The following is a 25,342-nucleotide window of genomic DNA, read 5'->3' as shown; positions in this document are numbered from 1 at the left end:
CTTCAGTTCTTCAGGAGCTCGCCGAACGGCACCCAACGCGTGCCGTCGAAGCGGATCAACTGGAGGCTCGTCATCGGCGTGTAGCGCTCCGGCGAGTTGTTCACCGCGGTGCCGTTGATCAGCATCGGCAGGCGCACGTCCTTCAAATTCGTTGCCTGCTTCATCACATTGGCGCGGGTGAGGTCATTGCCTGAAGCTTTCAGCACCGTCACCAGCGTCTGCGCGATGGTGTAGCCGTAGACGTTGAGCCAGTCGCTCTTGTTGGCCTCGGGCAGGTACTTGTCCATGAACGCGGCCCATTCCTTGGTGCCGGCATCGTCCTTCAGCGCGGGATCGGTCGCGTCCTTCAGATACTGGCTGGAGATGACGCCGGTGGAATTGTCCTTGCCGGCCGGCTCCAGCACGCCGCTGATCGAGGCCGAGACGTTGGAGATGATGGTCACAGGCTTCCAGCCGATCTCGCCGATCTTGCGGATCGCCTGCGCCGCGAACTTCGGCGTCGCCGCCACCAGCACGATTTCGGCGCCCGCGGTCTTCAGTTGCAGGATCTGGGTGTCGACGGTTGGCGCCGAGGTCTCGTAGGCCGCGCGGGCGACGATGGCTTCGCCGCTGCCGAGCCCTTCTTCCAGCGCCTTCAGATAGTCCTTGCCGAGATCGTCGTTCTGGTAGAGGACGCCGATCTTCGCATGGGCGTGGCTGGACTTGATGTATCTGGCGTAGGCGATGGCCTCGTCGCGATAGGTCGGCTGCCAGCCGACGGTCCACGGAAAATTCTTGGGATCGTCCCACTTCGCTGCGCCTGACCCGAGGAAAAGCTGCGGCACCTTGCGGTCGTTGAGATATTTGTGCACGGCGCTGTTGGTCGGCGTGCCGACGCCGCCGAAGATCAGCAGCACGTCCTCGCTCTCGACCAGCCGCCGCGTCTGCTCCACCGTCTTCGGCGGGCTGTAGGCATCATCGGCGATGATCATCTGGATGCGCCGTCCGTTGACGCCGCCGTCGTCGTTCACCTTGCGGAAATAGGCTTCCGCCGATTTCGCGATCTGCGCGAAGGCGGAGACCGGTCCGCTCAGCGGCGCCGTGGTGCCGATCTTGATGGTCTTGTCGTCGGCGCCGGGATCGTATTTGGCGGTTTGGGCAGAGGCGGTGCCTGCCGCGAGCAGCGGCAACAGGATGCAGGCCGCAACGAGGCGAAGGCGGGCAAAGCGCGCCATGAGGTCGTCTCCCCAAATTGCTCTCCGCCTCTCGATGGAGCGGAGTTGAAACGCGAAAACAGCACCCGCGTGAAGCTTGCGGGCCGCGCCCGTTGCCGCCAGACTGGCGAAACGAACGATCGTTCGTTAGTCAAGCATCATGGCTGTCCACACCTCCAGCGCAGCGGAAGCGGCTGCGCCCACGACGCGCGAGCGCATCCTCTCCGAGGCGCTCAATCTGTTCGCGCAGAGCGGCTATGGCGGCGCCTCGATGCGCGAGTTGGCTCGCCGCGTCGGCATCCGTGAGAGCAGCCTCTACAATCACTTCCCCGGCAAGGCCGCGATCCTGGAAGCGATCGTCAGCGAGCACGGCCCCGCCAGTTCGGCGAGCCGGCTGGAGGAGCCGCGCTACAAGCAGCTCGCGCGCCAGCCCGCCGCATTCTGCCGGCAGTTTGCCCTGGACCTCGTCGAGCAATGGTCCGATCCGCGCGAGCACCAGTTCCAGAAGGTCATCACCGCCGAGCGCAACCGCGTGCCCGGTATCCGCGCCAAGTTCGCCGATCATTTCTATGCGCGCGAGCAGAGCATGATGACGGACTATTTCCGGGGCTTCGCGCTCGCCGGCCTGATCGCGACCACCGATCCGCGCGAGACGGCACGGCTGTTCGCCGCCGGGCTCATCTACATCCGCCTCGAGCATTACGTGATGGGCGCGGTGCCGTCGCCGCGGCCGAAGGTGATCGAGGCGATCGACCGCTATCTCGCCTTCTTCCTGTCGCTGATCGCGGCAGGCAACGACACCGACAACAAGAAACGAAAGCCCAAGGGAGAAACGCGTGGCAAGGCTGCCCCTGATTGATCCGGAGACGACGAGCGGCGACATTCGCGCCTCCTTCGACCGCATGCCGGTCAAGCTCAACATCTTCCGCATGATGGCCCATGCCGAGGCCAACATGATCCCGGCGATGCGGCTGGGCAATTCGATCCTGCACAAGCAGAAACTCTCTTCCGTCAACCGCGAGCTTTTGATCCTGCAGGCCGCGCAGCTCGAGGGCGGCGCCTATGAATGGCGCCAACACGTGCCGATCGCGCTCGGCGTCGGCTGCACGCAAGCGCAGATCGATGCGGTGGAGCGCAGCGACTACGATGCCGCCGCCCTGAGCGAGGCCGAGCGCGCGTTGCTGAAGTTCGGCCGCGAGGTGGTCGAGAACGTCCGCGTGCCCGAAGCGACCTTCGCGGCGGCTCGCAAACATTTCAGCGACCAGGAGATCGTCGAATCCATCATCGCGCTCGGCTTCTACATGATGATGGCCCGCCTCACGGAGGCGACCGAGACCGATCTCGATCCCGCCGCCGGCATGAAGGTCTATGACGGCGGCAAGAAGCAGGGCGGCTGAGATGACGGATACTGATAGCAAGCCGGAGCGTTACGTCCGTCCGCCGAGCGCGGAGTCCTCGGGCGAGGCGCCGGGCAGGGGACGCCTGAAAGGACGCCGCATTCTCATTGTCGGCGGCGGCCAGCGCGTATTCGATGCCGCAACCGACCCGATCGGCAACGGCCGCGCGATGAGCATCTTGTGCGCACGCGAGGGCGCGAAGGTCGTGGTCGCCGATCTCAACCGCACATCCGCCGAGCAGACCGTCAAACGCATCACCGACGAAGGCGGCGAGGCCTTCGCCATTGCCGCCGACGTCACTCGCGAGGCCGACGTCGTCCGCATGATCGACGAAGCGCACCGCGCCATGGGCGGCCTCGACGGCATGGTGCTGAACATCGGCACCTTCGGCAAGACCGGGCTCGATGCCGTCAGCCCGGAGGAGTGGAACAGGATCTACGACGTCAACGTCCGCGGCCCCATGCTGTGCTGCCGCGCTGCGATGCCGAGATTCGACAATGGCGGCGCCATCGTCTTCATCTCCTCGATCGCCGCGTTGAAGGCGGGGTCGCAGATGGCGGTGTATGATTCATCCAAGGCGGCGCTCGGCGGCCTCATGCGCAACATCGCCCATCTCGGCGCGCGCCGCGGCATCCGCGCCAATCTCGTCTATCCCGGCCTCGTCGACACCCCCAACGGCCGCGAAGCCGGCGCCGGCCGCCCGTCGCGCGGCAAGGGCCACATCCCGTTCGGCCGCCAGGCGACGGCCTGGGAGATCGCCTATGCCGTGCTGTTCTTCCTGTCGGACGAGAGCGTCTACGTCACCGCGCAGACGCTCGCGGTGGATAGCGGTTTGAGTGGGATGTAAGAGCTGGGATCGCGCCGCCTCTTCGCTGTCAGCGAGACTCGTGCGTCAGCCCGAGCGCGCGGCTGATCAGATGGTCGAGCGAGAGCCGACCCGGTCCGTAAGCGATGATAGCCAGTGCCATCGCCGCCCAAGTGATGTGAACCGGCCAGCCATCGGGCACCGTGAGCTCGACGATCACCGTCATGAACAGGAGTCCAAGCCCGGCAAGCCGTGTACCGAGCCCAAGGACCAGCAGGACCGGAAAAACGACTTCTCCAGACCCCGACAGGAAGGCCATCACCGTCGGCGCCGGGAAATGATAGGGGCCGCCCGGCAGATGCAGCATGAATTCATCGCTGAACAGCGTCACGGCGGTGTCGTTGAGCTGCAGAAAGCCGTCCCATTTGAGGATTCCGGAGCGCCAGAACGGGACCGCAAGGGCCACGCGCAGCACGAGCTGAACGAGGGAAGGTGAGGCGAGTGTCTGCACCAGATGATTGGCCTTGTCGGCCAGGAGCCCGAGTGACGGGAGGCCGCCACCCGCCGTCATGCGTTGGTGCGTGATCATCATGCGTCTCCAGAAGTCACCGAGGTGAACGCGCCAGCCTCGATCAGACCGGCGATGTTTGCGGCGAGGTCGAAGCCGGGGCATGCGTCCAGCGCTGACGCGGCAGCTTCGCCAAGCGGCCGGCCCGACATCAGGCAGGTCGCGAAAGCCGCGCCGCCGGGCGGAAGATGTCGTACGACGACGTCGAACTCGGCTCGCGTGATCACAGCATCTTCCGGTGTCGAGGCATCGATGCGTTCCACGGGCGCAGTGCCGCGGTTGGCGGCAAAAATCGTCGCCGCCGAGAATTGCGAGCGCACGATCCGGGTTGCCGGGTGCGGCGTGAAAACGAGATCGGCCAACCGGTCCGGCGCCACTGCGGAAAGCCGGACAGGCGACAGCGGCGCGGCGTCGGCGGCGTGATAGGCATCGAGCCACGCCCGCTCGATACGGGCGACATCGGCGAGCCAGGGAAACGGCCGCGCATGTTTATACGCTTCGATGAAGCCCGGAAAATCGCGACCATATTCGAACAGCAAGGGCGAGGTCGGCGGGGTGCAGCGAATATGGGTGCGCGCCATGGCGCGGAAGAAGTCCGGGCCGGTGATGCGCTGCACGGCCGGATAGATCGCGGCAAGCGCATCGATCAGGCTCACCGTGACGTTGTTGCGGTAGACGTCGTAGCGCTTTCCGGCCGGCTTGCCGTTGGGACCGGTGACGGCCGGTGGCGGACCTCTCGTCGGATCCAGCAGCGCCGGTGCGAAGTCCGCGGCAAAGCTGAGCTGCTGCTCAAGCGGCATGACGATCCTCCGCCAGTGCGGTCGATTGATGGCGATCGAGGATCGCCTGCGCGGCCTCGGCCTCGGCTTGCAGGACCGGCCAATCGGGAATGTTGCTGTCCCACTCGATGAGTGTCGGCACCGGGCCGCAGCGCTTGACGACGATCTCGAACAGCTTCCACACGGCGTCCGCGACCGGGCCGTCATGGCTGTCGACCAGTAATAACGCGCCGTCGTCGTCCGTCTGCTCGGCATGACCGGCAAGATGAATTTCCCCGACGCGCGACAGCGCAAAGTCCGCCAGGTACTCCAGAGCAGAGAAGCCATGATTGGTCGCGGACACGAAGACGTTGTTGATGTCGAGCAGGAGCCCGCAGCCGGTACGCTCCGCGACGCTGCGGATGAAATCCGTCTCGCTCATCGTCGACGATTGAAAGGCGACATAGGTCGATGGGTTTTCGAGCAGGAGGGGGCGCCGGATCGCTTCCTGCACCTGATCGATGTGATCGCAGACGCAGCGAAGCGTCGCCTCGGTGTAGGGCAGCGGCAGGAGATCATTGAAGAAGCTGGTCTCGTGCGTCGACCAGGCGAGATGCTCGGAGACCAGCGCCGGCTGGTAGCGCGCGACCAGACCGCGGAAGCGCGCCAGATGTGCCTTGTCGAGCGGCTGTGGTCCGCCGATCGACATGCACACGCCGTGCACCGAAAGCGGATGATCGCGACGTATCGTCTCCAGGGCGCGATGCGGCGCACCGCCCGAGCCCATATAGTTCTCGGCATGGACCTCGAAGAAGCCGCGTTGCCGGCCCGCATCGAGGATTGCCGGAAGGTGCTCATGCTTGAAGCTCGTCCCGGCAACGCCGCCGATAGGAACGGGAAAGCGGAGTGGCACGGCCAAAGGCGCGCCTGGCCTGATCGCCGAACTCATGTTGCTCCTCCGCTCTCTGTTATCGTGATGTGCTGACCGGCCGCGTCAGACCGGCGTGAGCGAGCCCTTCTTGCCGTTCGGCAGCTGGATGTTGGTGCAGGTGCCGCCCTGCACGAACTTCCATGCATTGCCCTGGAAGTCGGTGGTCGACGTGCCCTGGCAGGTCGTGCCCGGTCCTGCCGCGCAATCGTTCTGGCCCTTCAGTGCAACGCCGAAGCATTTTTCCTTCTTGGCGGCCATGGCGGCGTCGGCCTCGGCCTTGGTCAGCGGAGCTGCCATGGCAAGTGTTGCAAGCGCAGTGGATACGGCGCCGGCGAGAGCGAGTGAAGTGACGATATTCTTGGCAGACATCAGAATTCTCCTCTCGGGATTGGCATCGCTTGGCAAGCGAATACGCGTCATTGGTTCGTTCCGTCCGCGGCCGTTGTTACTGCCCGGGCCGCTCACGAGTGCGTGAGATCGTGGTGCGGCGCACAGCCCGTGCGCTTGAGTCGCGATTAGCGGGCAAATGGCGGGACAAATCCAATGCACTGCGTCTATCGAGACGTTAGCTGGAGAGCATTCCCAGATTCAGATTGCGCCCAATAAATAGAATTGTACGAGGGAATAAATATGGCGGTCGGGCACTGAAAAGTCCCGCCGTGGAGGACCAGCCGTGCGCGCGCATTCGCTGCGCCGGCGGCCTTCAACAATGACGGCAACGGCCAAGTTCGACAGCAAGCCCTTTGGCGCGGCCATGAAGGGCCTGACCCTGACGCCGGACAAGGCGCCCGGCATGCTGACGGAAGCCAGCTGGAACAGAACGGCGACATCGACCGCGCCAGCTTCCTCGCCGAGATCATCGACGGCAAGCAGAAGATCGTCGAGACCCTGCGGAAGCTGAAGGCCGGCAAGGACGTTTGCTTGCCCCGCCTGCTCCGAACTCAGAGCTCGTCGAGCGCGGCCCATTGCGGCACGTGCGCGGCGAGCTTGTCGAGCAGGCGCTCGAATTCGTTACGCTCGGCCCGCGTAAGGCACGCGAGCATGGCGCGCTCGCGCTCGCGCAGGGCCGGGATGTATCGCGCGTAGAGCGCGCGGCCGGCCGCCGTCATGAACAATTGCTGACGGCGGCTGTCGGTCTTGTCGGCGGCGCGCCGTATCAGCTTCTTCTTCTCCAGCGCGATGATGCCGCGACTGATGTTGGCCTTGAGATGGCCGGAGAATTCGCAGATCTCGCTCGCGGTCACGCCTTCTCGGAAGTTCAGGAAGATCAGGGTGACGATCTCCGGTCGCGTCAGACCGAGCTCCATCTCGATCCGCCGGAACGACGGCTCGCGGTAGAAGTTCAGCACGTATCCCATCCGGTACGCGATCTGGAGCTCGGTCCCCCCGATCACCGCCGCGAGCGGCTCCCGCTCCGCCTGGAGGCCTTTGGTCGTGCCGTTCGACGATTTTCGAGATGGTCTCATATGAGACTTTCTGGTTGCTTTTCGATCCGGCATGATCTTAACATCGCCGCGCGGTCCGCAAGAACGGCCGTCGTCGATAGTTGTGGAGGAGCGGATGGAGGCGACGCCGGCCGGGCGGAGCGCTATAGACCCGTCGTGCGAGCGCGAGGTTCGGTGCTTCTATGCGGGAACGGGCGCGCATCCGGTCTATGTCGATCATGTGCCATCGCCGCGCGCGGCCACGGGCCGGGCGCCCGTCGTCATGGTTCACGGCGGCGGTCACACCGGGACCTGCTATCTGGCGACGCCGGATGGGCGGCCGGGCTGGGCGGTGCGGTTCGCCGCGGCCGGCCGCGACGTGTTCGTGCCCGACTGGCCCGGCCACGGCCGTTCGCCGCAGCCGGCGGATTTTCCACGGCTGGGCACCGCCGACGTCGCCACCTCGCTGCTGGCGCTGGTCGAGCAGATCGGCCCTGCCGTGCTGCTGGTGCATTCGGCGAGCGGGCCGATGGCATGGTGGATGGCGGAGCGGCGTCCCGATCTCGTCCGCGCCGTGGTCGGCATCGCGCCGGGGCCGCCGGCCAATCTGCTGCGCGATCTGCCCGACGATCCAGCATCGATCCTCGCCTTGCGTGACGATGCCAGCGCCGGCCACCCGGTCTATTCGGATGAAACCATGCCGGTGCGGCTGACGGCGGAGTTTGCCGCGGCCTATTGGGCCAATGCGCCGCGCTTTCCGCAGGGCGCGTTCGAAAACTACTGCCGCTCATTCGCGCCGGAGAGCGCGCGCATCCTGAACGAGCGCTTCAACATCGGCGGCCGCGGACTCAGGATCGACGATCCCATGCATCTGCGGTCCACGCCGATCATGATCGTGACCGGGGACCGCGATCCGCGCCATCCGCGCGAGGTTGACGCGGCGACGGCCGGCTATCTCGGCGCGGAATTCGTCTGGCTTCCGGATCGCGGTATCGCGGGCAACGGCCACATGATGATGATCGAGGACAACAGCGACGATCTGGCCGCCATGATCCTGGCCTGGCTCGACGCCGTCAACTGCTGAGATATCGGTCATGCCAGCGCATCGAAAGGAACGGCAGATGAAATGGATTGCGCGCGCCCTGCTGCTGTTCGTGTTTCCGGTCGGCGCGCAGGCGCAGGTCAGCGGCGACGTCGTCAAGCTCGGTGTGCTCACCGACATGGCCGGCGTGACCGCCGACATCACCGGCAAGGGCTCGGTGGTCGCTGCGGAGATGGCGGTCGATGAAATCGGCGGCAAGGTTCTGGGCAAGCCGGTCCAGATCATGTCCGCCGATCACCAGCACAAGGCCGATGTCGGCTCGGCGATCGCCCGCCGCTGGTTCGACGTCGAGGACGTCGATGCGATCGTCGATGTGCCGAATTCGGGCGTTGCGCTCGCGGTCCAGGGCCTGGCCCGGGAAAAGAAGCGGATCGTCCTCTATTCGGGTCCCGGCACGACCGCGCTCACCAATGAGCAATGCTCGCCCTATGGCTTCCACTGGACCTACGACACCTACGCCGTCTCCCACGGCACCGCGTCTGCCGTGGTCAAGGCCGGCGGCAGCAGCTGGTTCATCCTGGCCTCGGACTATGCTTTCGGCCATCAGCTCCAGCAGGACGCGACCAGCGTGATCAATGCCTCGGGCGGCAAGGTGCTGGGTGCGGCCCGCCATCCGCTCAACACGCCGGACTTCTCCTCCTTCCTGCTGAGCGCGCAATCCTCCGGCGCCAAGGTCATCGGCCTCGCCAATGCCGGCAACGACACGGTCAACGCGATGCGGCAGGCCGGCGAATTCGGCCTGACGCAAGGTGGCCAGAGCCTCGCCGCGCTGATCCTGTTCCTTCAGGACGTGCACGCCCTCGGTCTCAAGGACGCGCAGGGCACTTATCTGACCACGGCGTCCTACTGGGACATGAACGAGGCGACGCGCGCCTGGTCGAGGACGTTCTTTGCGAAAACCGGGATGATGCCATCGATGCTGCATGCCGGCGTCTATGGCGCGGTGCGCCACTATCTCAAGGCCGTCGCCAGCGCCGGCACCGACGACGCCGACAAGGTTGCCGCGGCCATGAAGGCGCTCCCCGTCGAGGACGTCTTCTCGGAGGATGCGCACATTCGCGAGGATGGCCGGGTGACACGCACCATGCATCTGGTCCGCGTCAAAAAGCCGTCGGAGTCCAGGTACCCTTGGGACTATTTCGAGATCGTGCGCAAGATTCCGCCGGAAGAGACGGTCTGGCCGCTTGCGGAGAGCAAATGTCCGCTGGTCAAGGCCTCCGGCCGCTGAATCCGGGACAGCCGTCGAACGGGTTGGCAAAGCGAGCTCGCCACGGGCATGATGCGGGCGTGATATCTCCCCCGCTTGCGATCCCGGACGACCCAGGACCATGAAAACCACGCTGCTCAGATCCGAAGACTACACCCGCTCGCCCTGGAAGAACGGCGGCGGCATCTTCACCGATATCGCGGGCGCCCATCGTGCAGACAGCCCGGTGAAGGATTGGAACAGCCTGCTCTGGCGCTTCGCATCCACCCCGATCGTGACGCCCGGTCCGTTCTCCTACATGCCCGGCATCGATCGCCTGCAGATGGTCGTCAGCGGGCGCGGGCTGGTGCTGAGGGCGCCGACGCAGGAATTCGACGAGCGTGAACCTTTTACGACGGTGCGCTTCACCGGGGAGCTCGAGATCGTCACCGTGCTCGAGGAAGGCCCCGTCGAGGTCGTGAACCTGATGGCGCGGCGGGGCGCTGCAGAGATCGCGCTCGTGGCGCTGAGGGAACCGGGCGAGCGGCCATTGTCCGCCGGCACGCATCTGGTCTACGCCGCGCTCGGCGATTGCCGCATCCGTCTCGGCGGGGAGGATTTTGCGATTTCGCACGAATGTACGCTGAAGGTCGAGCTGACCGAGGCGTCCAGCCTGGCGCTCGTTTCAGGCATGGCGGTGTTGGCGTCGATCCAGCTCGTCGGCTAGGCTGCAACCGCCCTTCGGATGGGCACAATCCGTGCAACTGGCTAGGTTGGCGCGGCGCGGCCGGCGCACTATATCTGCCGTCGATGCAGACCGCCGCGAAGGGGCCGGATATGAACGCGCCACACCAAAATCCCCCCACGCTGTCCGACGGCGTCGTCCACTGGTTGACCAACGGCACGCGCGACGAGCGCTTCATCGACAATATCTTCGCGGAGATGTGCATCCGTCTCCAGCAGGCGGGCATTCCGCTCAAGCGGTCGACGATGCACGTCCGGATCCAGCACCCGCAATGGCTCGGCGCCGGTTTCATGTGGTCGGACGGCATGCGCGAGGCGAAGATAACGCGGGTCGACTTCGACGTGCTCGAGCGATCCGAGTTCATCGGCAGTCCTGTCAACGAAATGATGGACGGCGCGACCGAGCTCCGCGAAAAGCTCGAAGGCGATCCGTCGCTCGGCCGCAAGCACGCGCTCTATAACGAGATGCGCGCGAAAGGCTTGACCGACTATGTTGCCTGGCCGCTCCACCACACGCTCGGCAAGCGCCACTTCATCACCTTCGCCACTGATCGGCCCGGCGGTTTCGAGGATGCGCATATCGCGGCCCTGAAGAACGTGCTGCCGGTGCTGGCGCTGGTCAGCGAGATCCGCATCAAGAATCGCCTGGCGCGAACGCTGCTGGAGACCTATGTCGGCGCCCATGCCGGCGAGCTGATCCTGGCCGGCGCCACCAGGCGCGGCACCGGCACCACGGTGCGCGCGGCGATCATGATCTGCGACTTGCGCGATTTCACGAAAATCTCCGACAACTGGCCGCGTGACGACGTCATCGATCTCCTCAACGACTATTTCGACGCGATGTCGGAGCCGATCGCGCGGCACGGCGGCGAGATCCTGAAATTCATCGGCGACGGCCTGCTGGCGATCTTCCCGCTGAGCCGACCCGATGCCTGCGCAAGCTTGCTGCATGCCGTGAGCGAAGCGAGGGGAGCCATGGCCGCGTTGAACGAGCGCAACAAGAGCAGCGCCCGCGCGCCGCTGAACTACGGCATCGGCGTCCATGTCGGCGACGTCATGTACGGCAATATCGGATCATCGAGCCGGCTCGACTTCACCGTGATCGGCCCCGCCGTCAACATGGCCTCCCGTCTCGAAGCGCTTACCAAGCAGCTCGGACGAAACGTGCTGCTGTCGCGCGATTTCGCCGAGCAGGTCCAGCCGAAGTTCGAGCTTGAGCGCGTCGGCAAATACGAGGTGCGCGGCTTCAGCGATCCGATCGAGCTGTTTGCGTTTCAGGGGTGAGGCGGGCCCGGCTGCGCAGGCCGGCGGCACTTTTCTCGCGATCGAGGCTTGTCCGGTTGCCAACGCGAGCATGTGCCACTACGCTTGACCGCAAGCCGCCCAGACGGTCCTGCGATCAGCCGCCCGTTCATGCCCAAATTTCTTCGCATCGGTGTCCATCAGTCGAACGTCTCCGGGTACACGTCGAAGGCGTGGTGCATCAGGCGTGCCGGCTCGACGATCTTCCTGAAGTGGGGCGCCGTGGAGGTGCACGGCGCAGGTAGCGGGCGAAAGGTCTACTGGGCGCGGGTGCCTCAGGAGAAGACGATCCGCTGCCGCACGGCGCAGCGCGCCCAGGACTATGTCAAGGCCGCGATCGCGCGGCGCCGCAACCATCGCTATGAACCGCTGGCCGGGGCCATCGCGAACCGGCGCCCATCGGCCGCACCCAGCGCCGAGCTCAAGCAGGCGCTCGCCACCATCCTGATCGTCGACATCGTCGGTTCCACCGCAAAGGCCGCCAAGCTCGGCGATGCGCGCTGGACCAAGGTGATGGGCCACTATTACGCCGCCGTGCGCAAGGAGCTGAAGAGTTCGCGCGGCAAGGAAGTCGTGACGACCGGCGACGGCGTGCTGGCGACCTTCAGGGCGCCCGCCGCCGGCATCACTTGCGCGACCGCGATCCAGAGGGCCGTGCTCACGCTGGGCCTCGAGATCCGGGTCGGCCTGCACGCCGGCGAGTACACGATCAGCGGCGGCGAGATGGTCGGCCTCGCCTTCCACATCTGCACCCGTATCGCCGCCAAGGCGCGCGCCGGCGAAGTCCTGGTCTCGAGCGCGGTGAAGGAGCTGCTGAAGGTGCAGTCCGCGATCAGCCTCAGGGATCACGGCGTGCACCGGCTCAAGGGCGTGCCGGAGCGGTGGAGGCTGTGGCGGGTGGAAGGGTGATGGCACTGCAGGCCGTGGAGCGCGCATCCAGTACTATTCGCACGCGTGTACAGCGCCGCCCCTGTCATTGTGCGGCGATGCGACCCACCTCGAAGTTGGTACCACTTTTTTCCCCATTTACTGGGAACCTTCTTATCTTTTACTAGGGAACTTCGAACGCGTAGGCCCAGCCTCGAATTTCTTCCGGGAGCACTGCGCGTCGACGATTGATGATTGTGCATTTTGATCATGCGGGCGCGGCGCGCTGCGCAACGCGTTGATGTCGCGATTTCAGCCACGGCGTCCCGTTTGCTTCTCCACTTGCCTTCGAAGCGGTTTGCAGCAGATCGAGGGAGCATAGCATGCAAAAGTGTTTGATCATTTTCTTGCCGGTACCTCTCTCTCCGACGGCCCCTTCAAGCAGGGTAGAAAGGGCGAACGCGGAGTAGAAACAAGCTCCCGTTACGCCCCCTTTTCATGGATTGCCAGAAGCTGACGACCCTCACGGCGAGCGCGACAGCTCGCCGGAAAGCGGGCGCATGGAATTTCGATCACGCAGGAATTTTCGGCACCGATCGCGGGCCAGGGCGCGATCGGGCGGCCACCCAAATGAGGATCTTATGGCTCTCAGCAGCCAATTCGGAACCGATAGGAGACGACAATGGCACTGACCATCAATGTCAGCGGAAGCACGAAAATCGATGAAACGGCCGGCTTGACGGATAATGACATCTTGCTAGCCGACGTGCCGACGAATGTCTCGACCGCGTTCAGCGCCGCGGGAGTCAGCCTCGCGAGCGCAATTCAAATCGCAGGCGGAGGGGGCGATGATGTCACCGTCACGCCTGACACAGGTTTTACCGTCAATGGCCTCGGCTTTGTGGACGCGACCAACGGTGCGCTTAACGGGGATCCCAGCGGGCTTTTCACCCTCGAGAACAGGCAGATCTTCCTCTACGCCGACCCCAATAACGACAACGTCGTCCTCGGCAGGGAGGGCACGGCCGGAGGGCTGGCGGATCCGAGCGGCGCCATCGTTTTTGCGATCTATCTCGAAGAGACCACGACCAATTCCCTAGTCACTGGCGGCAAGTTCTGGACCGCGCTCTTCGAGCCGCTGAAGCACACGGACAACAACGATCACGATTTCACTGTCAATCTCGACAACAACATCAAGGTCGCGGCGATCCAGTCAACGACCTTCGTCTTCGACAATGCGCCATCGGGCGCCAACGAGTTCATGATGTTCGGCAACAACCCCGGGGGCGTCAGCACCAGCGGCATCGTGGTGACCGGGCGTGCCCCCGACCCGAACACAGAGGACAATGACCATTCAGGCGACACGGTCAGCAGCAGCCAGGCAGGCCCCCACGCGACTGTTGGAGTGAACGGCCAGCATCTCGCGCCGGGCAATGGCTTAAGTTTCACTTTCGTAAGCAATCCGGCCGAAGATTTCACGGTAGCCCCAAACCCCGATCCACACCTGCCCCAAGGTCTCGATTCAACGGAGGCCGACCATGAGGGCAATATCCAGTTTGGCGGCTATACCCCAGGCGTCACCTCGGCTTCGTTCACGGTCGCCCAAATCAATCCGACAGGTAGCTTGGTCACAGTCAAGATTTCCGCCTTCAATGATCCGAATGCGGCCGAAACAGGCACAGGTTTTGTCGAGGGATTCGCTGATGACGTCGCGGTCAACATCACCCAGGTGAAGGTCAATGGCGTTGTGGTCAACGCGAACCTCAGCGGTGATACGGCGATCGTCTCGGGCATCAAGAACGGGGATGTTGTTGAATACACCACCACCGGCGCCCACACCCGGGTGCTGATCGAAAACGTCCAACCGACGAAGGGGCCGGGTTCGAACATCACCCTCGACATCGGCGGATTCACGATCTTGAGCGCTCAGGGCGCGAGCGAGTTTGCCGGCACGCAACTTCAGTTCGACGATGACGGGCCGACGATCGCCGCGGTCGCGAGCACGGCGTCGGTTCGCCACGATGAGACGCCCGGGGTGGACAGCGACACCGATGTCCTCGGCTCGGCCATCGCCTTCGGTTCGACGACGATCGCGTCGCTTTTCACCAACGTGCCGTCGCCTGGCGACGATCCGGATGTGACGGGCAGTGGCGCAATCGGCTTCGCCCGCAGCACCGCTTCGCTGCTGACCGTGACGGGCAGCGCCGGGGCCGACGGGCCGGCGGCGCAGCAGCTCAGCTATGCGCTGAGCGTGGCTAACGGCACCGATTCGGGGGTGGAGACCACCGCGGGCACCAAGATCTTCATGTACAACGGCACCGGCACGGCCGCGGGCTTGATCCTCGGCCGCGTCGGCACCGAGAGCGCGAGCGGTGACACCGCCGATCCCGCCGGCACCGTGGCCTTCGCGCTGGCGACCAACCCGGCCAATGGCGAGGTCTTCCTCACCCAATATCTGTCGCTGAAGCATCCCAATCCCGGCGCCTCGCATGACGAGACCATCACCCTGGCGGCGGGCGCGGTGCAGATGAGCGTCACCCGTACCGACGGCGACGGCGACACCGCCACCGACTCCGGCAACGACATCGGCCTGCTCGTCAAGTTCGACGATGACGGGCCGACGATCACCGCTGCAGCGAGCGGCACCGCCTCTGTGCGCCATGACGAAACCGTCGGGGTGCAGGCCGACACCGATGTCCTCGGCACGGCGATCGCCTTCGACGCGACGACGATCGCGAGCCTGTTCACAAATGTGCCGTCGCCTGGCGACGATCCGGATGTGACGGGCACTGGCGCAATCGGCTTCGCCCGCAGCACCAACCCCCTGGCGACGGTGACCGGCGGCGATGCCGGGGCCGATGGACCGGCGGCGCAGGAGCTCAGCTACGCGCTGAGCGTGGTCAACGGCACCGATTCGGGGGTGGAGACCACCGGCGGCACCAAGATCTTCATGTACAACGGCACCGGCACGGCCGCGGGCTTGATCCTCGGCAGGGTCGGCAACGAGAATGCGGGTGGCGATACGGCCAATGCCAACGGCACGGTGGCTTTCGCATTGGCGACGAACGCAACCAATGGCGAGGTCTTCCTCTCCCAGTACCTGTCACTGAAACATCCGACCGGCGGCGCCTCGCACGACGAGACCATCACGCTGGCGGCGGGAGCGGTGCAGATGAGCGTCACCCGCACCGACGGCGACGGCGACACCGCGACCGACTCGGACAACAACATCGGCCTGCTCGTCAAGTTCGACGACGACGGGCCGACGATCAGCCCGGCCATTGCGGACGGACAGGTCGCCTTCACGGCCAATTCGTCCGACAGTGACACAGGCTTCCTCGACTATGGCGCGGACGGCCCCGCCTCGGCGGGTCCCTTCAAGATCACCAGCTTCGAGGCGATGCCGGACAACACCCCGCTCGGGACGATCACCGAGACCTTGTCGGCAGGCGATACAGTGCTGACCTACTCGAGCGCGACTCATGGCGACCTGTTCCGCCTGACGCTCGATGCGGCGGAGCCCGGCGGCTACACGTTCACCGTGCTGCGAGATGTCCCGAACGTGCTCAATTTCCTCGATTTCGGCTCGGTCAATCCGGGCGGCCCGGTCGAGGAGATCACGATCAATGCGCCAGGGGGAACCGGCGTCACCTTCGATGGCTTCCTCGCCAGCGATTTTGATGGCAACCCTACCTCCCTCAAGGCTCAGTTTGGGGCAGCCAGCGGCGACCAGAACGCCAATCCCATTGAAGATGTCAACGTCAGCACGCAAGGGATCGGCCTGAAGGACAACCAGATGGATCCCAACGTCAGCGGTACCCTGGACGAGGCTCTCAAGATGAGCTTCAGCCAGGATGTGGATGGCGTTCAGGTCGTGTTCGATGGAGCGACCGGCGGCGGGAACACGTTCAGTGCCACGTTCGAGGCCTATGACGACGGTGTGCTTGTCGACACCATCACGTTCAGCAACCTCGCAGCGCCGAAAGGCAGTGCAACAACGACCGTGACGTTCACTCCGGACCCGGCCCATGACTTCGACGAGCTCTACATCGGCCTGAATCTCGCCGACAAGAGCGGCCTGCGGATTCACCAAGTGGCCACGATCGAGAAGGCCGACATCCCCGATTTCGCGCTCGACTATACGGTGCAGGCCACCGACGGCGATGCCGACACGGCAAGCGACACGTTCACGGTCAAGATCGACAGCAATCTCGACGGTGTCCTCAATGTGTGATCGCGGACTCGTCGGCTGGGCCCCTTTCGGGGGGCCCAGCGGCGATCCCACGGCCACGGTCTTCGATCTCCCGGAGCCGCGCCGTCCGCTAGCGGAGCAAGATTGATGTCGGATGCATCCGCCTCGTGGTGCCGCGATCTCGGCCCGCACCCGACCGAATGGTGCGGTCGGGTCATCGACTACGTCGAGGGCCTGCGCAGCACCAGCGCAGTGGAATTTGCCATGCAGGTGGGCCCGTTCGTTGCGGCCGCGTTTATTCTGAGCCTGCTGGCATGGCGCGTTCGCGCGCGCCCGCCGGCGCAAGCGGACGATCGTGCCGGCCCGTCGGCCCAACCACAAAACCTGTCCTCGCTGTTTCACGCCTGTCGCGGCGTGTTGGTCGGGCTCGGCCTGATCACCGCCATGCTGAACGTGCTGTACCTGACCGGCTCGTTCTTCATGCTGGAAGTGTACGACCGCGTGGTGCCGAGCCACAGCGTGCCGACGCTGATCGGCCTCGCCGCGCTGGTCGGCGCCCTCTATGTGTTCCAGGCATTCCTCGACATTCTGCGCGGACGCATCCTTGTCCGCATCGGCGAATGGCTCGACCGCGCATTCTCGGCGCGCGCCTATGACATCGTCGCGCGCTGGCCATTGCGGGCGCGTGCGAGCGGCGACGGGCTGCAGCCGGTGCGCGATCTCGACCAGGTGCGCAGCTATCTCTCCGGGCTCGGCCCGACCGCGCTGTTCGACTTGCCGTGGATCCCGTTCTACCTCGCGATCTGCTTTCTGTTTCATCCGCTGATCGGGCTCACGGCGACGATCGGCTCGCTGGTGCTCGTGTCCCTGACCCTTCTCACTGACCGCCTGACGCGTGCGCGCACCAAGGAAGTCACCGGGCAGATCGCGCAGCGCAATGCGCTCGCCGAGGCCAGCCGCCGGAACGCCGAGGTCTTGCAGGCCATGGGCATGCGCGGGCGGCTTGCCGCGCGCTGGGCGGAGGCCAATGACAGCTACATGGCCACCCAGCGCAATGCCGCCGATATCACCGGCGGCTTCGGCGCCGTTTCCAAGGTGCTGCGCATGGTGCTGCAATCGGCGGTGCTCGGCGTCGGCGGCTATCTCGTCATCATCCAGGAGGCGACCGCCGGAATCATCATTGCCGGCTCGATCCTCGCCTCGCGCGCGCTCGCGCCGGTCGAACTCGCCATCGCCCATTGGAAGAGCTTGATCGCGGCCCGGCAGAGCTGGAAACGCCTGCAGCAGCACTGGGCGCAACTCCCGGCCGAGGAGGAGAAGACGCCGTTGCCGCCACCGTGCAAGACCCTCGCCGTCGAGGCCGTCTCGGTGGTGCCGCCGGGCGAACAGGCCGCCGTGGTCCTGGAAGCCTCCTTCGCATTGAGCCCGGGAGACGGGCTCGGCATCGTCGGCCCGAGCGCATCGGGCAAGTCGTCGCTGGTGCGCGCCATCGTCGGCGTGTGGGTGTCGGCTCACGGCAAGGTGCGGCTCGACGGCGCCGCGCTCGAACAATGGAGCTCCGAGGCGCTCGGCCGCCACATCGGCTATCTGCCACAGGATGTCGAGCTGTTCGCCGGCACGGTGGCGCAGAATATCAACCGCTTCGAACCGGCCCCAGACGCGGAGGCGATGATCGCCGCCGCGGGCGCGGCCGGTGTGCACGAGATGGTGCTGCGATTGCCCAAAGGCTACGACACGCCGATCGGCGAAGGCGGCGCGGCGCTCTCCGCCGGGCAGCGGCAGCGCATCGCGCTCGCCCGCGCGCTCTATCGCGACCCCTTCCTGGTGGTGCTCGACGAGCCCAACTCCAATCTCGACGCCGAAGGCGACCAGGCCCTGACGCGAGCCATTCACGGCGTGCGCGCGCGTGGCGGCATTGTCATCGTCGTCGCACACCGCACCAGCGCGCTTGCTGCCGTGGATCAATTGGCCGTGATGGCCGAGGGGCGCGTGCAGACGTTCGGACCCAAGGACGCGCTGCTGGCCAAGATGATGCAGCCGCGGCCGGCAGTGCCGCTCAAGATCGTAACCGAGGGGGCAAGCCCGTGAGCCGCGAGCCGGTCAACGTGGTTCCGCACACCATCCGCCAGCACCTGCGCGCTGGCCTGGTTGGGGTTATCGTTCTCGCCGGCGGCGTCGGCGGCTGGGCGGCGACCACGGAATTGGCCGGCGCCGTCATCGGCTCCGGCACGCTGGTGGTCGACAGCTACACCAAGAAAGTGCAGCACCCGACCGGCGGCGTGGTCGGCGAACTCAACGTGCGTGAGGGCGCCCGGGTGAAGGCCGGCGACGTGATCGTGCGCCTCGACGAGACGGTGACGCGGGCCAATCTGCTGATCGTTGTAAAGAGCCTCGACGAACAGACGGCGCGCCGGGCGCGGCTCGAGGCGGAGCGCGACGGCCAGGACTGGCTCGGTTTTCCCGCGGAGCTCGTTGCACGTGCCGCTGACCCGGACGTCGCTCGCTTGATCGTCGGCGAGCGCAAGCTGTTCGAGCTGCGCCGCACCGCCCGCGCCGGCAAGAAGGCCCAGCTCAACGAGCGCATCGGCCAGCTTCGGGAGCAGATCCGCGGGCTCGACGAGCAGATCCAGGCGAAAGACCGCGAAACCACCTTCATCGACCAGGAGCTTCTGGGCGTGCGCGATCTGTGGCGGAAGAATCTGGTCCAGATCACGCGCCTGACGACGCTCGAGCGCGACGCGGTGCGCCTGCATGGCGAACGCGGTGCATTGGTCGCCGCCATCGCCGAAGCTCGAGGCCGGATCACCGAGATCACGCTGCAAATCATGCAGATTGATCAGGATCTGCGTAGCGAGGTCGGAAAGGATCTCGCCGAGATTCGCGCCAAGACCTCGGAGCTGGTTGAGAAACGCGTGGCCGCCGAGGATCAGCTCAAGCGCATCGATATTCGCGCGCCGCAGGACGGCACCGTGCATCAGCTGTCGCTGCACACCATCGGCGGCGTCATCGGCGCCGGCGAGCAGATCATGCTCATCGTCCCCGCCAACGATGCGCTTGTCGTCGAGGTGCGGATTCCCCCGCACGAGATCGATCGCCTGTCGGTCGGCCAGCCGGTGCTGCTGCGCTTTACGGCCTTCAACCAGCGCACCACGCCTCAACTCAACGGCGAGGTGAGCAACGTCTCTGCCGACGTCACAATCGACCAGAAGAGCACGACGAGCTTCTATGTGGCCCGCATCGCCGTTCCCGAGGCGGAGATCGCGCGCCTGGGCGACCTCAAGCTGATCGCCGGCATGCCGGTCGAGGCCTTCATTCAGACCGGCCAGCGCACGGTGATGTCGTACCTCGTCAAGCCGCTCTCCGATCAGCTGATGCACGCCTGGCGCGAGCGCTAGCTCGGACGACCTCGGCCTCGGGTCAAAAGACCCGCGACCAGTCAGCTGCTAGAATGTCTCGGTAATCTTGCTCAGGCGAGGGGGACGATCCGGGTCAAATCCGCGGGCGCATGCCGCCTGCTCGATCATCCGATAGGCCGGAACGAGCATGGTGATCGGGTCGGTGGCAGGGTCATCCTCGGCCAGCCAGGGCAGCGAGCCATGCGGTCCGCCGCAGAGATGCAGCGCGACCTTCTGCTCACGCAATTCCTCTGCAAGTGCGTCCACCGTGGCCGCAGTTTCATCCATGAGGCGCATCATGACAACGGGCGTGCGCGACGATAGCGCGGCACGTGGCCCATGCTGCAGCTCGGCGGCGCTCAAGCCGATGGAGGGCAGGCGCAGGATTTCCGAAAGCTTGAGCGCGATCTCCCTCGCCGAGCCCAGGGCCAGGCCTCGCGCTGCCACAAACACAGCTGACGCCTTGTCGAGATCATCGGCAATCTCGGACCAGTCGAGCGCGAGCGCACGGTGCAGGCGCTCGGGCAGCCGGTCGAGGGCCGACCGCAGCGCGGGATCCTGCGCCAGCTCGGCAACCAGTCCGGCACTGGCGGCCATCGAGCCGATGACGGTCTTTGTCGCCGCTACGGAATGCTCCTGGCCGGCTTCGATCGGAACGACGAACTCCGCTTCGTCAGCCACCGGCGACGAGGTCGTATTGACGATGGCAATGGTGCGGGCGCCCGAAGCGCGCGCCGACCTTGTCGCCGCGACGAGATCCGGGCTGCGCCCGGATTGCGAGATCACGATGAACAGCGCATCGCGCAGCATCAAGGGTGTGCGAAATGCCGTGATCACCGAGGGAGCACTTGCTGAAACGGGAAGGCGAAGCCGCGTCTCGACAAGGTATCTCAGGAAAACCCCGGCATGCCCGGAGCTTCCCCGACCGCATACGACGCACAGGGGGGCGGAGCCTGTCTCAATTCGCTGCGCGATGTCGCGCGTGGCGGGACGGCTGCGAACGATTTTCGCGACGGTATCGGCGCTTTCCAGGATTTCACTCGCCATCGCGGATGTCGTCACGACTTGACCGCTCCGCCTTGCTTGCGTGCCGCCGGTGCCTTGGGATGCTGGTCACGATGCGAGTCCCTGGCGAGCTCGGCAAACACGCGCCGGAGATTGCCGTCGCCGTCCTTCAGAATGGTCTCGGCATCAGCCCTGTCGACGCCCAGCGCCAGAAGGACCGCCGTCTTGACGTCTCCTTCGGCCTGCTCGAGCGAGCGTGCCGCGTGCGACGGATCGCAGTGCGCGATTTGCGCCACCATGGCCTCGGCGCGCCGCTTCAGCTTGGCATTGGTCGGCTGCATGTTCACCATCATGCCGCGATACACCCGGCCAAGACGCAGCATGATCCCCGAGGAGATCAGGTTGAGCACAACCTTCTGCGCAGTGCCGGCCTTCATCCGCGTGGAGCCGGCGATCTGCTCGCGGCCAGTCTCGATCAGGATGGGAAACCTGGCCGATGCCAGCAGTGCGGTACCAGGATTGTTGGCGATACCGACCGTCACTGCACCGCAGGAGCCTGCCTGCTGCAGCGCCGCGACCGTGAACGGCGTTGTCCCGCTGGCGGCTACCGCAATCACCACATCATGCGCCGTGAGCCGCGCCGCATTGATCTGCGCGACCGCATCGTCAATGTCATCCTCCGCGCCCTCGATGCTGGTGACGAAGGCACTGTCTCCGCCGGCGACGATGAAGCGGACGCGCTCTTTGGGCCAGGCGAAGGTCGGCGTCAGCTCGGCGCCGTCCTGGACCGCCACGCGCCCCGAGGTGCCGGCACCGACATATACGAGGCGACCGTGATCGCCCAGCGCCTCTTTGGCCGCTTCGGTCGCCGCGGTGATCGAGGGGAGAGCCTGGCCGATCGCAGCGACTGCCGCAAGCTGGCCCTCCCACATCGCTTCCATCGCCGTGGCCAGCGACCATGCATCAAGATCGGCAAAGCGGGGATCGACTTCTTCGGTGGCCATATCGTTGATCCATGCGCCATCAAACGCGGAACTTTGAAGCCGGCTCATGCTCGGTTTCCATTCTGGGTAGCTCAAGCCGCCCTCGCGCCACCAGCAGCGCGCCGGCCGCCGCGTCGCCGTCAGGACGCTTCAGGCGGACGCGCAGGTCGGGCGTCAGCCAGGGCGTAATGGCATCCGCGAGCCCACCCACCAGCGAGAGCCGGTCTATTCCTCTCGCGAGGAAGAGATCGAGCAGATCGCCAATGGCATCGGCCGCGCGTTCGACAATGCGGCGGCCGACCGGATCGCCCCGGTTGGCGTGCCGCATCACGATCGGTGCGAACGCGGCGGTAGTCTGTGGCTCTGGCTTCTTCGGACCAGGCCACCGCCTGATAGGGATCATGGTCGAATACGCCCAGCACCTCCGAAAGCAATGGCGTCAGCTCGCCGCGGCGATCCGCGGCCCGCAGCGCCAGTCGGACAACCTGCAGGCCGATGTCGGCGCCGCTGCCTTCGTCCGACACGGGAAAACCGTAACCGGCGAGACGGATCTCGCGGCCGTCGACCAGGCCGACACCGACCGACCCTGTGCCGGCCACCACGATAGCCCCATCCGCGCCGCTATGGGCGCCAAGACAGGCCGCGAGGCCGTCGCTGATGAAGTTAACGGACGCAAAGGGATGCGCGATCTGGCTGAGCGCCGCTTTCGCGCCCCGGCGCCCAATACCGGCAAGGCCAATTCCGGCGTGCATTTGGACGAAATCCTCGCGGCTCAGTCCGGCCTGTGCGGCCGCCGCTTCGGTGGCCTCCATGATAGACCGCCAAGCCTTGTCGACGCCGATCCGCGTTGTGGCCGGTCCCGAGCTCGCTTCTCCGAGCGCCGTACCGTTTTCGTCCTCGATCCGGGCGCGGCAACGGGTTCCGCCGCCATCAATGCCGAGATACGTGGTACCTTTTGTTCCCATGGAAAGTTAACGCGAAGGTTTCGCTTGGGGTCCGCACAAGGTCCCCATGGCGTACATATGAACTCTTGTGCGAGACTCGCCTCACGAGTCCGTGACGGCAATTCCCGGATCGATCCTGATGGGCCACGCTGGTTCTGCCTCTCTCACGCTTGCTGCGCAGCACATCTTCGATGGGACCGACATGCGCGGACCCGGGTCGGTCAGGATCTCGCAGGGACGGATTGAAAGCGTCGGCTTCGGCGAGGCCGCGGGGGCGTCAATCCGCCTTCCCCGAGATGCGATCCTCGCTCCCGGATTCATCGACATCCAGGTGAACGGAGGCGGGGGCGTGCTTCTCAACGACCAGCCGACCGAGGCCGGCGTTCGCCGCATCGTCGAGGCGCACCGCAAGGCCGGGACCACGGGCTGTTTGCCGACCCTCATCTCCGATCGAAGCGAGGTCATCGAACGATTGGCTGCAACAGCCGAGGCGTGCCTCGAAATTCCCGGCGTGCTCGGTTTTCATCTGGAAGGTCCGGCCCTCAACAGGTCCCGCAAGGGCATTCATCCGGAAGCCGAGATACGCGTGCCCGATCGGCGCGACCTCGCCGCCATCAAGAGTTTCGGGCACCGCGGTCGCTCCATTGTGACTTTGGCCCCGGAATGCGTGCCCGCGTCCATGATCGATGAATTGATCGGCGCCGGATTGCGTATCGCGGCCGGCCACAGCGACGCCACCGCGGCCGAGATCGGGCAGGCGGTCGATCGCGGTGTCTCGGGGGTGACCCATCTGTTCAATGCCATGTCGCAGCTGACCGCCCGAGAGCCGGGCTTGGTGGGGGTCGCGCTGGGGGATGACCGGTTGTTTGCAGGGATCATCTGCGACGGCATCCATGTCGACCGCGCCGGTTTGCGTGTTGCCTTCCGCTGCAAGGGTCGCGATCGATTGATGCTGGTCACCGACGCCATGCCATTGGCGGGCACGAACGACCGGCAATTCATGCTCCAGGGAAGACAGATCACGTTGCACGACGGTCGCCTGACCGACCGGGATGGCACACTCGCGGGCGCTCACCTCACCATGATCGAGGCGGTACGCAACGCTGTTGCCCTCATCGGAATCTCCCTCATCGATGCCCTTATCATGGCGTCCCGGACGCCCGCGGCATTTCTGGGCCTTGGGTCCGAGCTTGGACGGATCGCGCCGGGATACCGCGCGGATCTTGTCGCCTTTGATCCGAATTTTGAGGTCGTCGGCACATGGATAGGCGGTGTCGGTTCGATGGGCGAGGCGAGCAAGGCTTCCGAGCGAGGTTAGATGCGCAACCATCCCATCATCGTGCAGAAGTATGGTGGTGTCTGCCTGGAAACACCGGCGAAGATTCGCGCGGTTGCGCGCAGTCTCGCCGACCTGCACGGCCGCGGTCATCGTGTCGTGGCGATCGTCTCCGCCATGGGCACGACCACCGACCAGTTGATTCAGATGGCTCATCAGGTCAGCCCGACTCCCAACCGCCGCGAGCTCGATATGCTGCTGACGACCGGTGAGCGCATCAGCATGTCCCTGATGAGCATGGCGCTTTCCGATCTCGGCGTGCCGGCGATCAGCTTCACCGGCAGCCAGGCCGGCGTGATGACCGACGACTCCCATTCCTCCGCACGCATTCTGGATGTACGGCCCATTCGCGTGCTCGAGGAACTCGATCGCGGGCGCGTCGTGGTGCTGGCAGGATTCCAGGGCGTGAACCCGGCGACCAGGGAAATCACCACGCTCGGCCGGGGCGGCAGCGACACCACGGCCGTCGCGATGGCCGCTGCGCTGAAAGCCGAACGCTGTGAAATCATCAAGGAGGTCGACGGAATTTGTTCGGCCGATCCGCGCATCGTGCCGGATGCAAGGCCCCTGCGGCACGTGGACTTCGCATCCCTGTCGGAGATGTGCTTCTGGGGTGCGAAGATCCTGCATTTTCGCAGCGTAGAGCTGGCGCAAAGTCAGGATGTGCCTCTGGTCCTCAAGCGGTGGGGCGGCGTCGAGCACAGCACGCAAGTGATGAAAGAGGTTTCAGGCATGGAAAACGGGAAGGTTCTCGCCGTCAACTCGATCGCTCGCATTGAGCATGTGGAAATCGATTCCAGGGATCTCAATCACGGTTTCGAGAAACTCGCGCAGCATCTCAGGCAAAACAGCCTGCCCTGGCCGCAGCTCCTCGCATCACACTTCGCCGCAGGAAAAACCAGCATCACCGTGGCGTGCGATACGGAGTGGCTGGATGCCCTGTTGCGCACGCTGGAGCACACTGAGGATCTGCGCAAGCAGCGCGAAGCTTCAAGCTCGGTGAGTCTCACCTGCTTCGGTGGCGTCTCATCGGAATTGCCGTTTAGCGCGTTGCAGGTTCTCAAGGATCACGGGATTATCCCTGACAGCTATGTGTTGTCACCGCATTCGGTCAGCCTGTTTCTCCCTGTGGAGGATCGGGAGGCCGCCGTCAAAGCGTTGCACACGCTTGTCCAGCAAGCCTAGGATCTGAGAAGCATCGTTGGCAAGG

22 protein-coding genes and 1 pseudogene are annotated in these 25,342 nt (G+C 65.2%); 13 read left to right on the top strand and 10 right to left on the bottom strand.

The features are described from left to right. Positions 1 to 2 precede the first annotated feature (2 nt). Positions 3 to 1,214: an ABC transporter substrate-binding protein gene (locus tag ACVJ19_RS42250; protein ID WP_453954967.1), complete on the bottom strand. Its 1,212-nt coding sequence runs from the start codon at positions 1,212 to 1,214 to the stop codon at positions 3 to 5. Positions 1,215 to 1,353: 139 nt separating this feature from the next. On the opposite strand from ACVJ19_RS42250, the gene ACVJ19_RS42245 reads away from it, so the two are divergent. From ACVJ19_RS42245 to ACVJ19_RS42235, 3 genes are read left to right on the top strand one after another with little or no spacing between them, the layout of a single operon-like run. Continuing rightward, positions 1,354 to 2,052 (top strand): TetR/AcrR family transcriptional regulator, encoded by a 699-nt coding sequence (locus ACVJ19_RS42245; protein WP_453954966.1) that lies wholly within the window; start codon positions 1,354 to 1,356, stop codon positions 2,050 to 2,052. After that, positions 2,030 to 2,590 (top strand): carboxymuconolactone decarboxylase family protein, encoded by a 561-nt coding sequence (locus ACVJ19_RS42240; RefSeq protein WP_453954964.1) that lies wholly within the window; start codon positions 2,030 to 2,032, stop codon positions 2,588 to 2,590. Before ACVJ19_RS42245 ends, ACVJ19_RS42240 begins: the two co-directional genes overlap by 23 nt. A gap of 1 nt (position 2,591) precedes the next feature. Continuing rightward, positions 2,592 to 3,437 (top strand): SDR family NAD(P)-dependent oxidoreductase, encoded by an 846-nt coding sequence (locus ACVJ19_RS42235; RefSeq protein WP_453954963.1) that lies wholly within the window; start codon positions 2,592 to 2,594, stop codon positions 3,435 to 3,437. A gap of 28 nt (positions 3,438 to 3,465) precedes the next feature. On the opposite strand, the gene ACVJ19_RS42230 is transcribed toward ACVJ19_RS42235, so the two are convergent. The 6 genes from ACVJ19_RS42230 to ACVJ19_RS42205 all read right to left on the bottom strand — a co-directional run bounded on the left by ACVJ19_RS42230 (position 3,466) and on the right by ACVJ19_RS42205 (position 7,118). Continuing rightward, positions 3,466 to 3,984: a DoxX family protein gene (locus ACVJ19_RS42230; RefSeq protein WP_453954960.1), complete on the bottom strand. Its 519-nt coding sequence runs from the start codon at positions 3,982 to 3,984 to the stop codon at positions 3,466 to 3,468. Next, complete coding sequence (locus ACVJ19_RS42225; RefSeq protein ID WP_453954959.1) at positions 3,984 to 4,763, bottom strand: HvfC/BufC N-terminal domain-containing protein; 780 nt, start codon at positions 4,761 to 4,763, stop codon at positions 3,984 to 3,986. The genes ACVJ19_RS42230 and ACVJ19_RS42225 overlap by 1 nt, the downstream gene beginning before the upstream one ends. Next, on the bottom strand, positions 4,753 to 5,670 hold the full coding sequence (gene bufB / locus ACVJ19_RS42220) for an MNIO family bufferin maturase (RefSeq protein WP_453954958.1): 918 nt from the start codon (positions 5,668 to 5,670) through the stop codon (positions 4,753 to 4,755). Before bufB ends, ACVJ19_RS42225 begins: the two co-directional genes overlap by 11 nt. A gap of 45 nt (positions 5,671 to 5,715) precedes the next feature. Beyond that, positions 5,716 to 6,021, bottom strand: coding sequence for a BufA1 family periplasmic bufferin-type metallophore (locus ACVJ19_RS42215; protein ID WP_453954956.1), 306 nt, complete (start codon positions 6,019 to 6,021; stop codon positions 5,716 to 5,718). Positions 6,022 to 6,240: 219 nt separating this feature from the next. Then, complete coding sequence (locus tag ACVJ19_RS42210) at positions 6,241 to 6,618, bottom strand: hypothetical protein (RefSeq protein WP_453954954.1); 378 nt, start codon at positions 6,616 to 6,618, stop codon at positions 6,241 to 6,243. After that, entirely contained in the window at positions 6,594 to 7,118 is a 525-nt protein-coding gene (locus tag ACVJ19_RS42205; protein WP_212346909.1) for a MarR family winged helix-turn-helix transcriptional regulator, read from the bottom strand. The genes ACVJ19_RS42210 and ACVJ19_RS42205 overlap by 25 nt, the downstream gene beginning before the upstream one ends. 94 nt (positions 7,119 to 7,212) lie before the next feature. On the opposite strand from ACVJ19_RS42205, the gene ACVJ19_RS42200 reads away from it, so the two are divergent. The 8 genes from ACVJ19_RS42200 to ACVJ19_RS42165 all read left to right on the top strand — a co-directional run bounded on the left by ACVJ19_RS42200 (position 7,213) and on the right by ACVJ19_RS42165 (position 19,864). Further along, the gene (locus tag ACVJ19_RS42200) at positions 7,213 to 8,160 is read left to right on the top strand and encodes an alpha/beta fold hydrolase (protein ID WP_453954951.1); all 948 of its coding nucleotides are present in this window, start codon (positions 7,213 to 7,215) and stop codon (positions 8,158 to 8,160) included. Positions 8,161 to 8,197: 37 nt separating this feature from the next. After that, a complete protein-coding gene (locus ACVJ19_RS42195; RefSeq protein ID WP_453954949.1) occupies positions 8,198 to 9,406 on the top strand; it encodes an ABC transporter substrate-binding protein in 1,209 nt (402 codons plus the stop codon). Positions 9,407 to 9,506: 100 nt separating this feature from the next. Then, a complete protein-coding gene (locus tag ACVJ19_RS42190; RefSeq protein WP_453954948.1) occupies positions 9,507 to 10,091 on the top strand; it encodes a HutD/Ves family protein in 585 nt (194 codons plus the stop codon). A gap of 110 nt (positions 10,092 to 10,201) precedes the next feature. Then, positions 10,202 to 11,392 carry an adenylate/guanylate cyclase domain-containing protein gene (locus tag ACVJ19_RS42185; RefSeq protein ID WP_453954946.1) on the top strand — a complete coding sequence of 397 codons (1,191 nt, stop codon included), beginning with the start codon at positions 10,202 to 10,204 and terminating at the stop codon, positions 11,390 to 11,392. Between the two features lie 129 nt (positions 11,393 to 11,521). Then, the gene (locus ACVJ19_RS42180; protein WP_453954945.1) at positions 11,522 to 12,319 is read left to right on the top strand and encodes an adenylate/guanylate cyclase domain-containing protein; all 798 of its coding nucleotides are present in this window, start codon (positions 11,522 to 11,524) and stop codon (positions 12,317 to 12,319) included. Positions 12,320 to 12,959: 640 nt separating this feature from the next. Continuing rightward, positions 12,960 to 16,511, top strand: coding sequence for a DUF5801 repeats-in-toxin domain-containing protein (locus ACVJ19_RS42175; protein WP_453954944.1), 3,552 nt, complete (start codon positions 12,960 to 12,962; stop codon positions 16,509 to 16,511). Between the two features lie 105 nt (positions 16,512 to 16,616). Then, a complete protein-coding gene (locus ACVJ19_RS42170) occupies positions 16,617 to 18,557 on the top strand; it encodes a type I secretion system permease/ATPase (protein WP_453954943.1) in 1,941 nt (646 codons plus the stop codon). Next, a complete protein-coding gene (locus tag ACVJ19_RS42165) occupies positions 18,554 to 19,864 on the top strand; it encodes an HlyD family type I secretion periplasmic adaptor subunit (RefSeq protein WP_453954942.1) in 1,311 nt (436 codons plus the stop codon). Before ACVJ19_RS42170 ends, ACVJ19_RS42165 begins: the two co-directional genes overlap by 4 nt. 48 nt (positions 19,865 to 19,912) lie before the next feature. Here the strand turns inward: ACVJ19_RS42165 and ACVJ19_RS42160 are convergent, their stop codons facing one another. The 3 genes and pseudogenes from ACVJ19_RS42160 to ACVJ19_RS42150 form a co-directional block, all read right to left on the bottom strand. After that, a complete protein-coding gene (locus ACVJ19_RS42160; RefSeq protein ID WP_453954941.1) occupies positions 19,913 to 20,911 on the bottom strand; it encodes an SIS domain-containing protein in 999 nt (332 codons plus the stop codon). Positions 20,912 to 20,922: 11 nt separating this feature from the next. After that, positions 20,923 to 21,873: an N-acetylmuramic acid 6-phosphate etherase gene (locus ACVJ19_RS42155; RefSeq protein ID WP_453954939.1), complete on the bottom strand. Its 951-nt coding sequence runs from the start codon at positions 21,871 to 21,873 to the stop codon at positions 20,923 to 20,925. Positions 21,874 to 21,892: 19 nt separating this feature from the next. Next, a pseudogene (locus tag ACVJ19_RS42150) lies at positions 21,893 to 22,817 on the bottom strand (BadF/BadG/BcrA/BcrD ATPase family protein). Positions 22,818 to 22,935: 118 nt separating this feature from the next. On the opposite strand from ACVJ19_RS42150, the gene nagA reads away from it, so the two are divergent. Beyond that, positions 22,936 to 24,114 (top strand): N-acetylglucosamine-6-phosphate deacetylase, encoded by a 1,179-nt coding sequence (gene nagA / locus ACVJ19_RS42145; RefSeq protein ID WP_453955318.1) that lies wholly within the window; start codon positions 22,936 to 22,938, stop codon positions 24,112 to 24,114. After that, positions 24,115 to 25,317, top strand: a complete 1,203-nt coding sequence (locus ACVJ19_RS42140) for an aspartate kinase (RefSeq protein WP_453954937.1) — start codon at positions 24,115 to 24,117, stop codon at positions 25,315 to 25,317. It begins immediately after the preceding gene. The last annotated feature ends 25 nt before the right edge of the window (positions 25,318 to 25,342 follow it).

It is taken from the genome of Bradyrhizobium sp. USDA 376, assembly GCF_054063675.1.
This window is presented reverse-complemented; position numbering and strand designations above follow the sequence as displayed.

Bases quoted from the DNA above. Each gene is read 5' to 3' on its own strand.
- ACVJ19_RS42250 (WP_453954967.1), bottom strand. From the start codon at position 1,214: ATGGCGCGCTTTGCCCGCCTTCGCCTCGTTGCGGCCTGCATCCTGTTG.
- ACVJ19_RS42245 (WP_453954966.1), top strand. From the start codon at position 1,354: ATGGCTGTCCACACCTCCAGCGCAGCGGAAGCGGCTGCGCCCACGACG.
- ACVJ19_RS42235 (WP_453954963.1), top strand. From the start codon at position 2,592: ATGACGGATACTGATAGCAAGCCGGAGCGTTACGTCCGTCCGCCGAGC.
- ACVJ19_RS42230 (WP_453954960.1), bottom strand. From the start codon at position 3,984: ATGATCACGCACCAACGCATGACGGCGGGTGGCGGCCTCCCGTCACTC.
- ACVJ19_RS42225 (WP_453954959.1), bottom strand. From the start codon at position 4,763: ATGCCGCTTGAGCAGCAGCTCAGCTTTGCCGCGGACTTCGCACCGGCG.
- bufB (WP_453954958.1), bottom strand. From the start codon at position 5,670: ATGAGTTCGGCGATCAGGCCAGGCGCGCCTTTGGCCGTGCCACTCCGC.
- ACVJ19_RS42215 (WP_453954956.1), bottom strand. From the start codon at position 6,021: ATGTCTGCCAAGAATATCGTCACTTCACTCGCTCTCGCCGGCGCCGTA.
- ACVJ19_RS42210 (WP_453954954.1), bottom strand. From the start codon at position 6,618: ATGGGCCGCGCTCGACGAGCTCTGAGTTCGGAGCAGGCGGGGCAAGCA.
- ACVJ19_RS42205 (WP_212346909.1), bottom strand. From the start codon at position 7,118: ATGAGACCATCTCGAAAATCGTCGAACGGCACGACCAAAGGCCTCCAG.
- ACVJ19_RS42200 (WP_453954951.1), top strand. From the start codon at position 7,213: ATGGAGGCGACGCCGGCCGGGCGGAGCGCTATAGACCCGTCGTGCGAG.
- ACVJ19_RS42195 (WP_453954949.1), top strand. From the start codon at position 8,198: ATGAAATGGATTGCGCGCGCCCTGCTGCTGTTCGTGTTTCCGGTCGGC.
- ACVJ19_RS42190 (WP_453954948.1), top strand. From the start codon at position 9,507: ATGAAAACCACGCTGCTCAGATCCGAAGACTACACCCGCTCGCCCTGG.
- ACVJ19_RS42185 (WP_453954946.1), top strand. From the start codon at position 10,202: ATGAACGCGCCACACCAAAATCCCCCCACGCTGTCCGACGGCGTCGTC.
- ACVJ19_RS42180 (WP_453954945.1), top strand. From the start codon at position 11,522: ATGCCCAAATTTCTTCGCATCGGTGTCCATCAGTCGAACGTCTCCGGG.
- ACVJ19_RS42175 (WP_453954944.1), top strand. From the start codon at position 12,960: ATGGCACTGACCATCAATGTCAGCGGAAGCACGAAAATCGATGAAACG.
- ACVJ19_RS42170 (WP_453954943.1), top strand. From the start codon at position 16,617: ATGTCGGATGCATCCGCCTCGTGGTGCCGCGATCTCGGCCCGCACCCG.
- ACVJ19_RS42160 (WP_453954941.1), bottom strand. From the start codon at position 20,911: ATGGCGAGTGAAATCCTGGAAAGCGCCGATACCGTCGCGAAAATCGTT.
- ACVJ19_RS42155 (WP_453954939.1), bottom strand. From the start codon at position 21,873: ATGGCCACCGAAGAAGTCGATCCCCGCTTTGCCGATCTTGATGCATGG.
- nagA (WP_453955318.1), top strand. From the start codon at position 22,936: ATGGGCCACGCTGGTTCTGCCTCTCTCACGCTTGCTGCGCAGCACATC.
- ACVJ19_RS42140 (WP_453954937.1), top strand. From the start codon at position 24,115: ATGCGCAACCATCCCATCATCGTGCAGAAGTATGGTGGTGTCTGCCTG.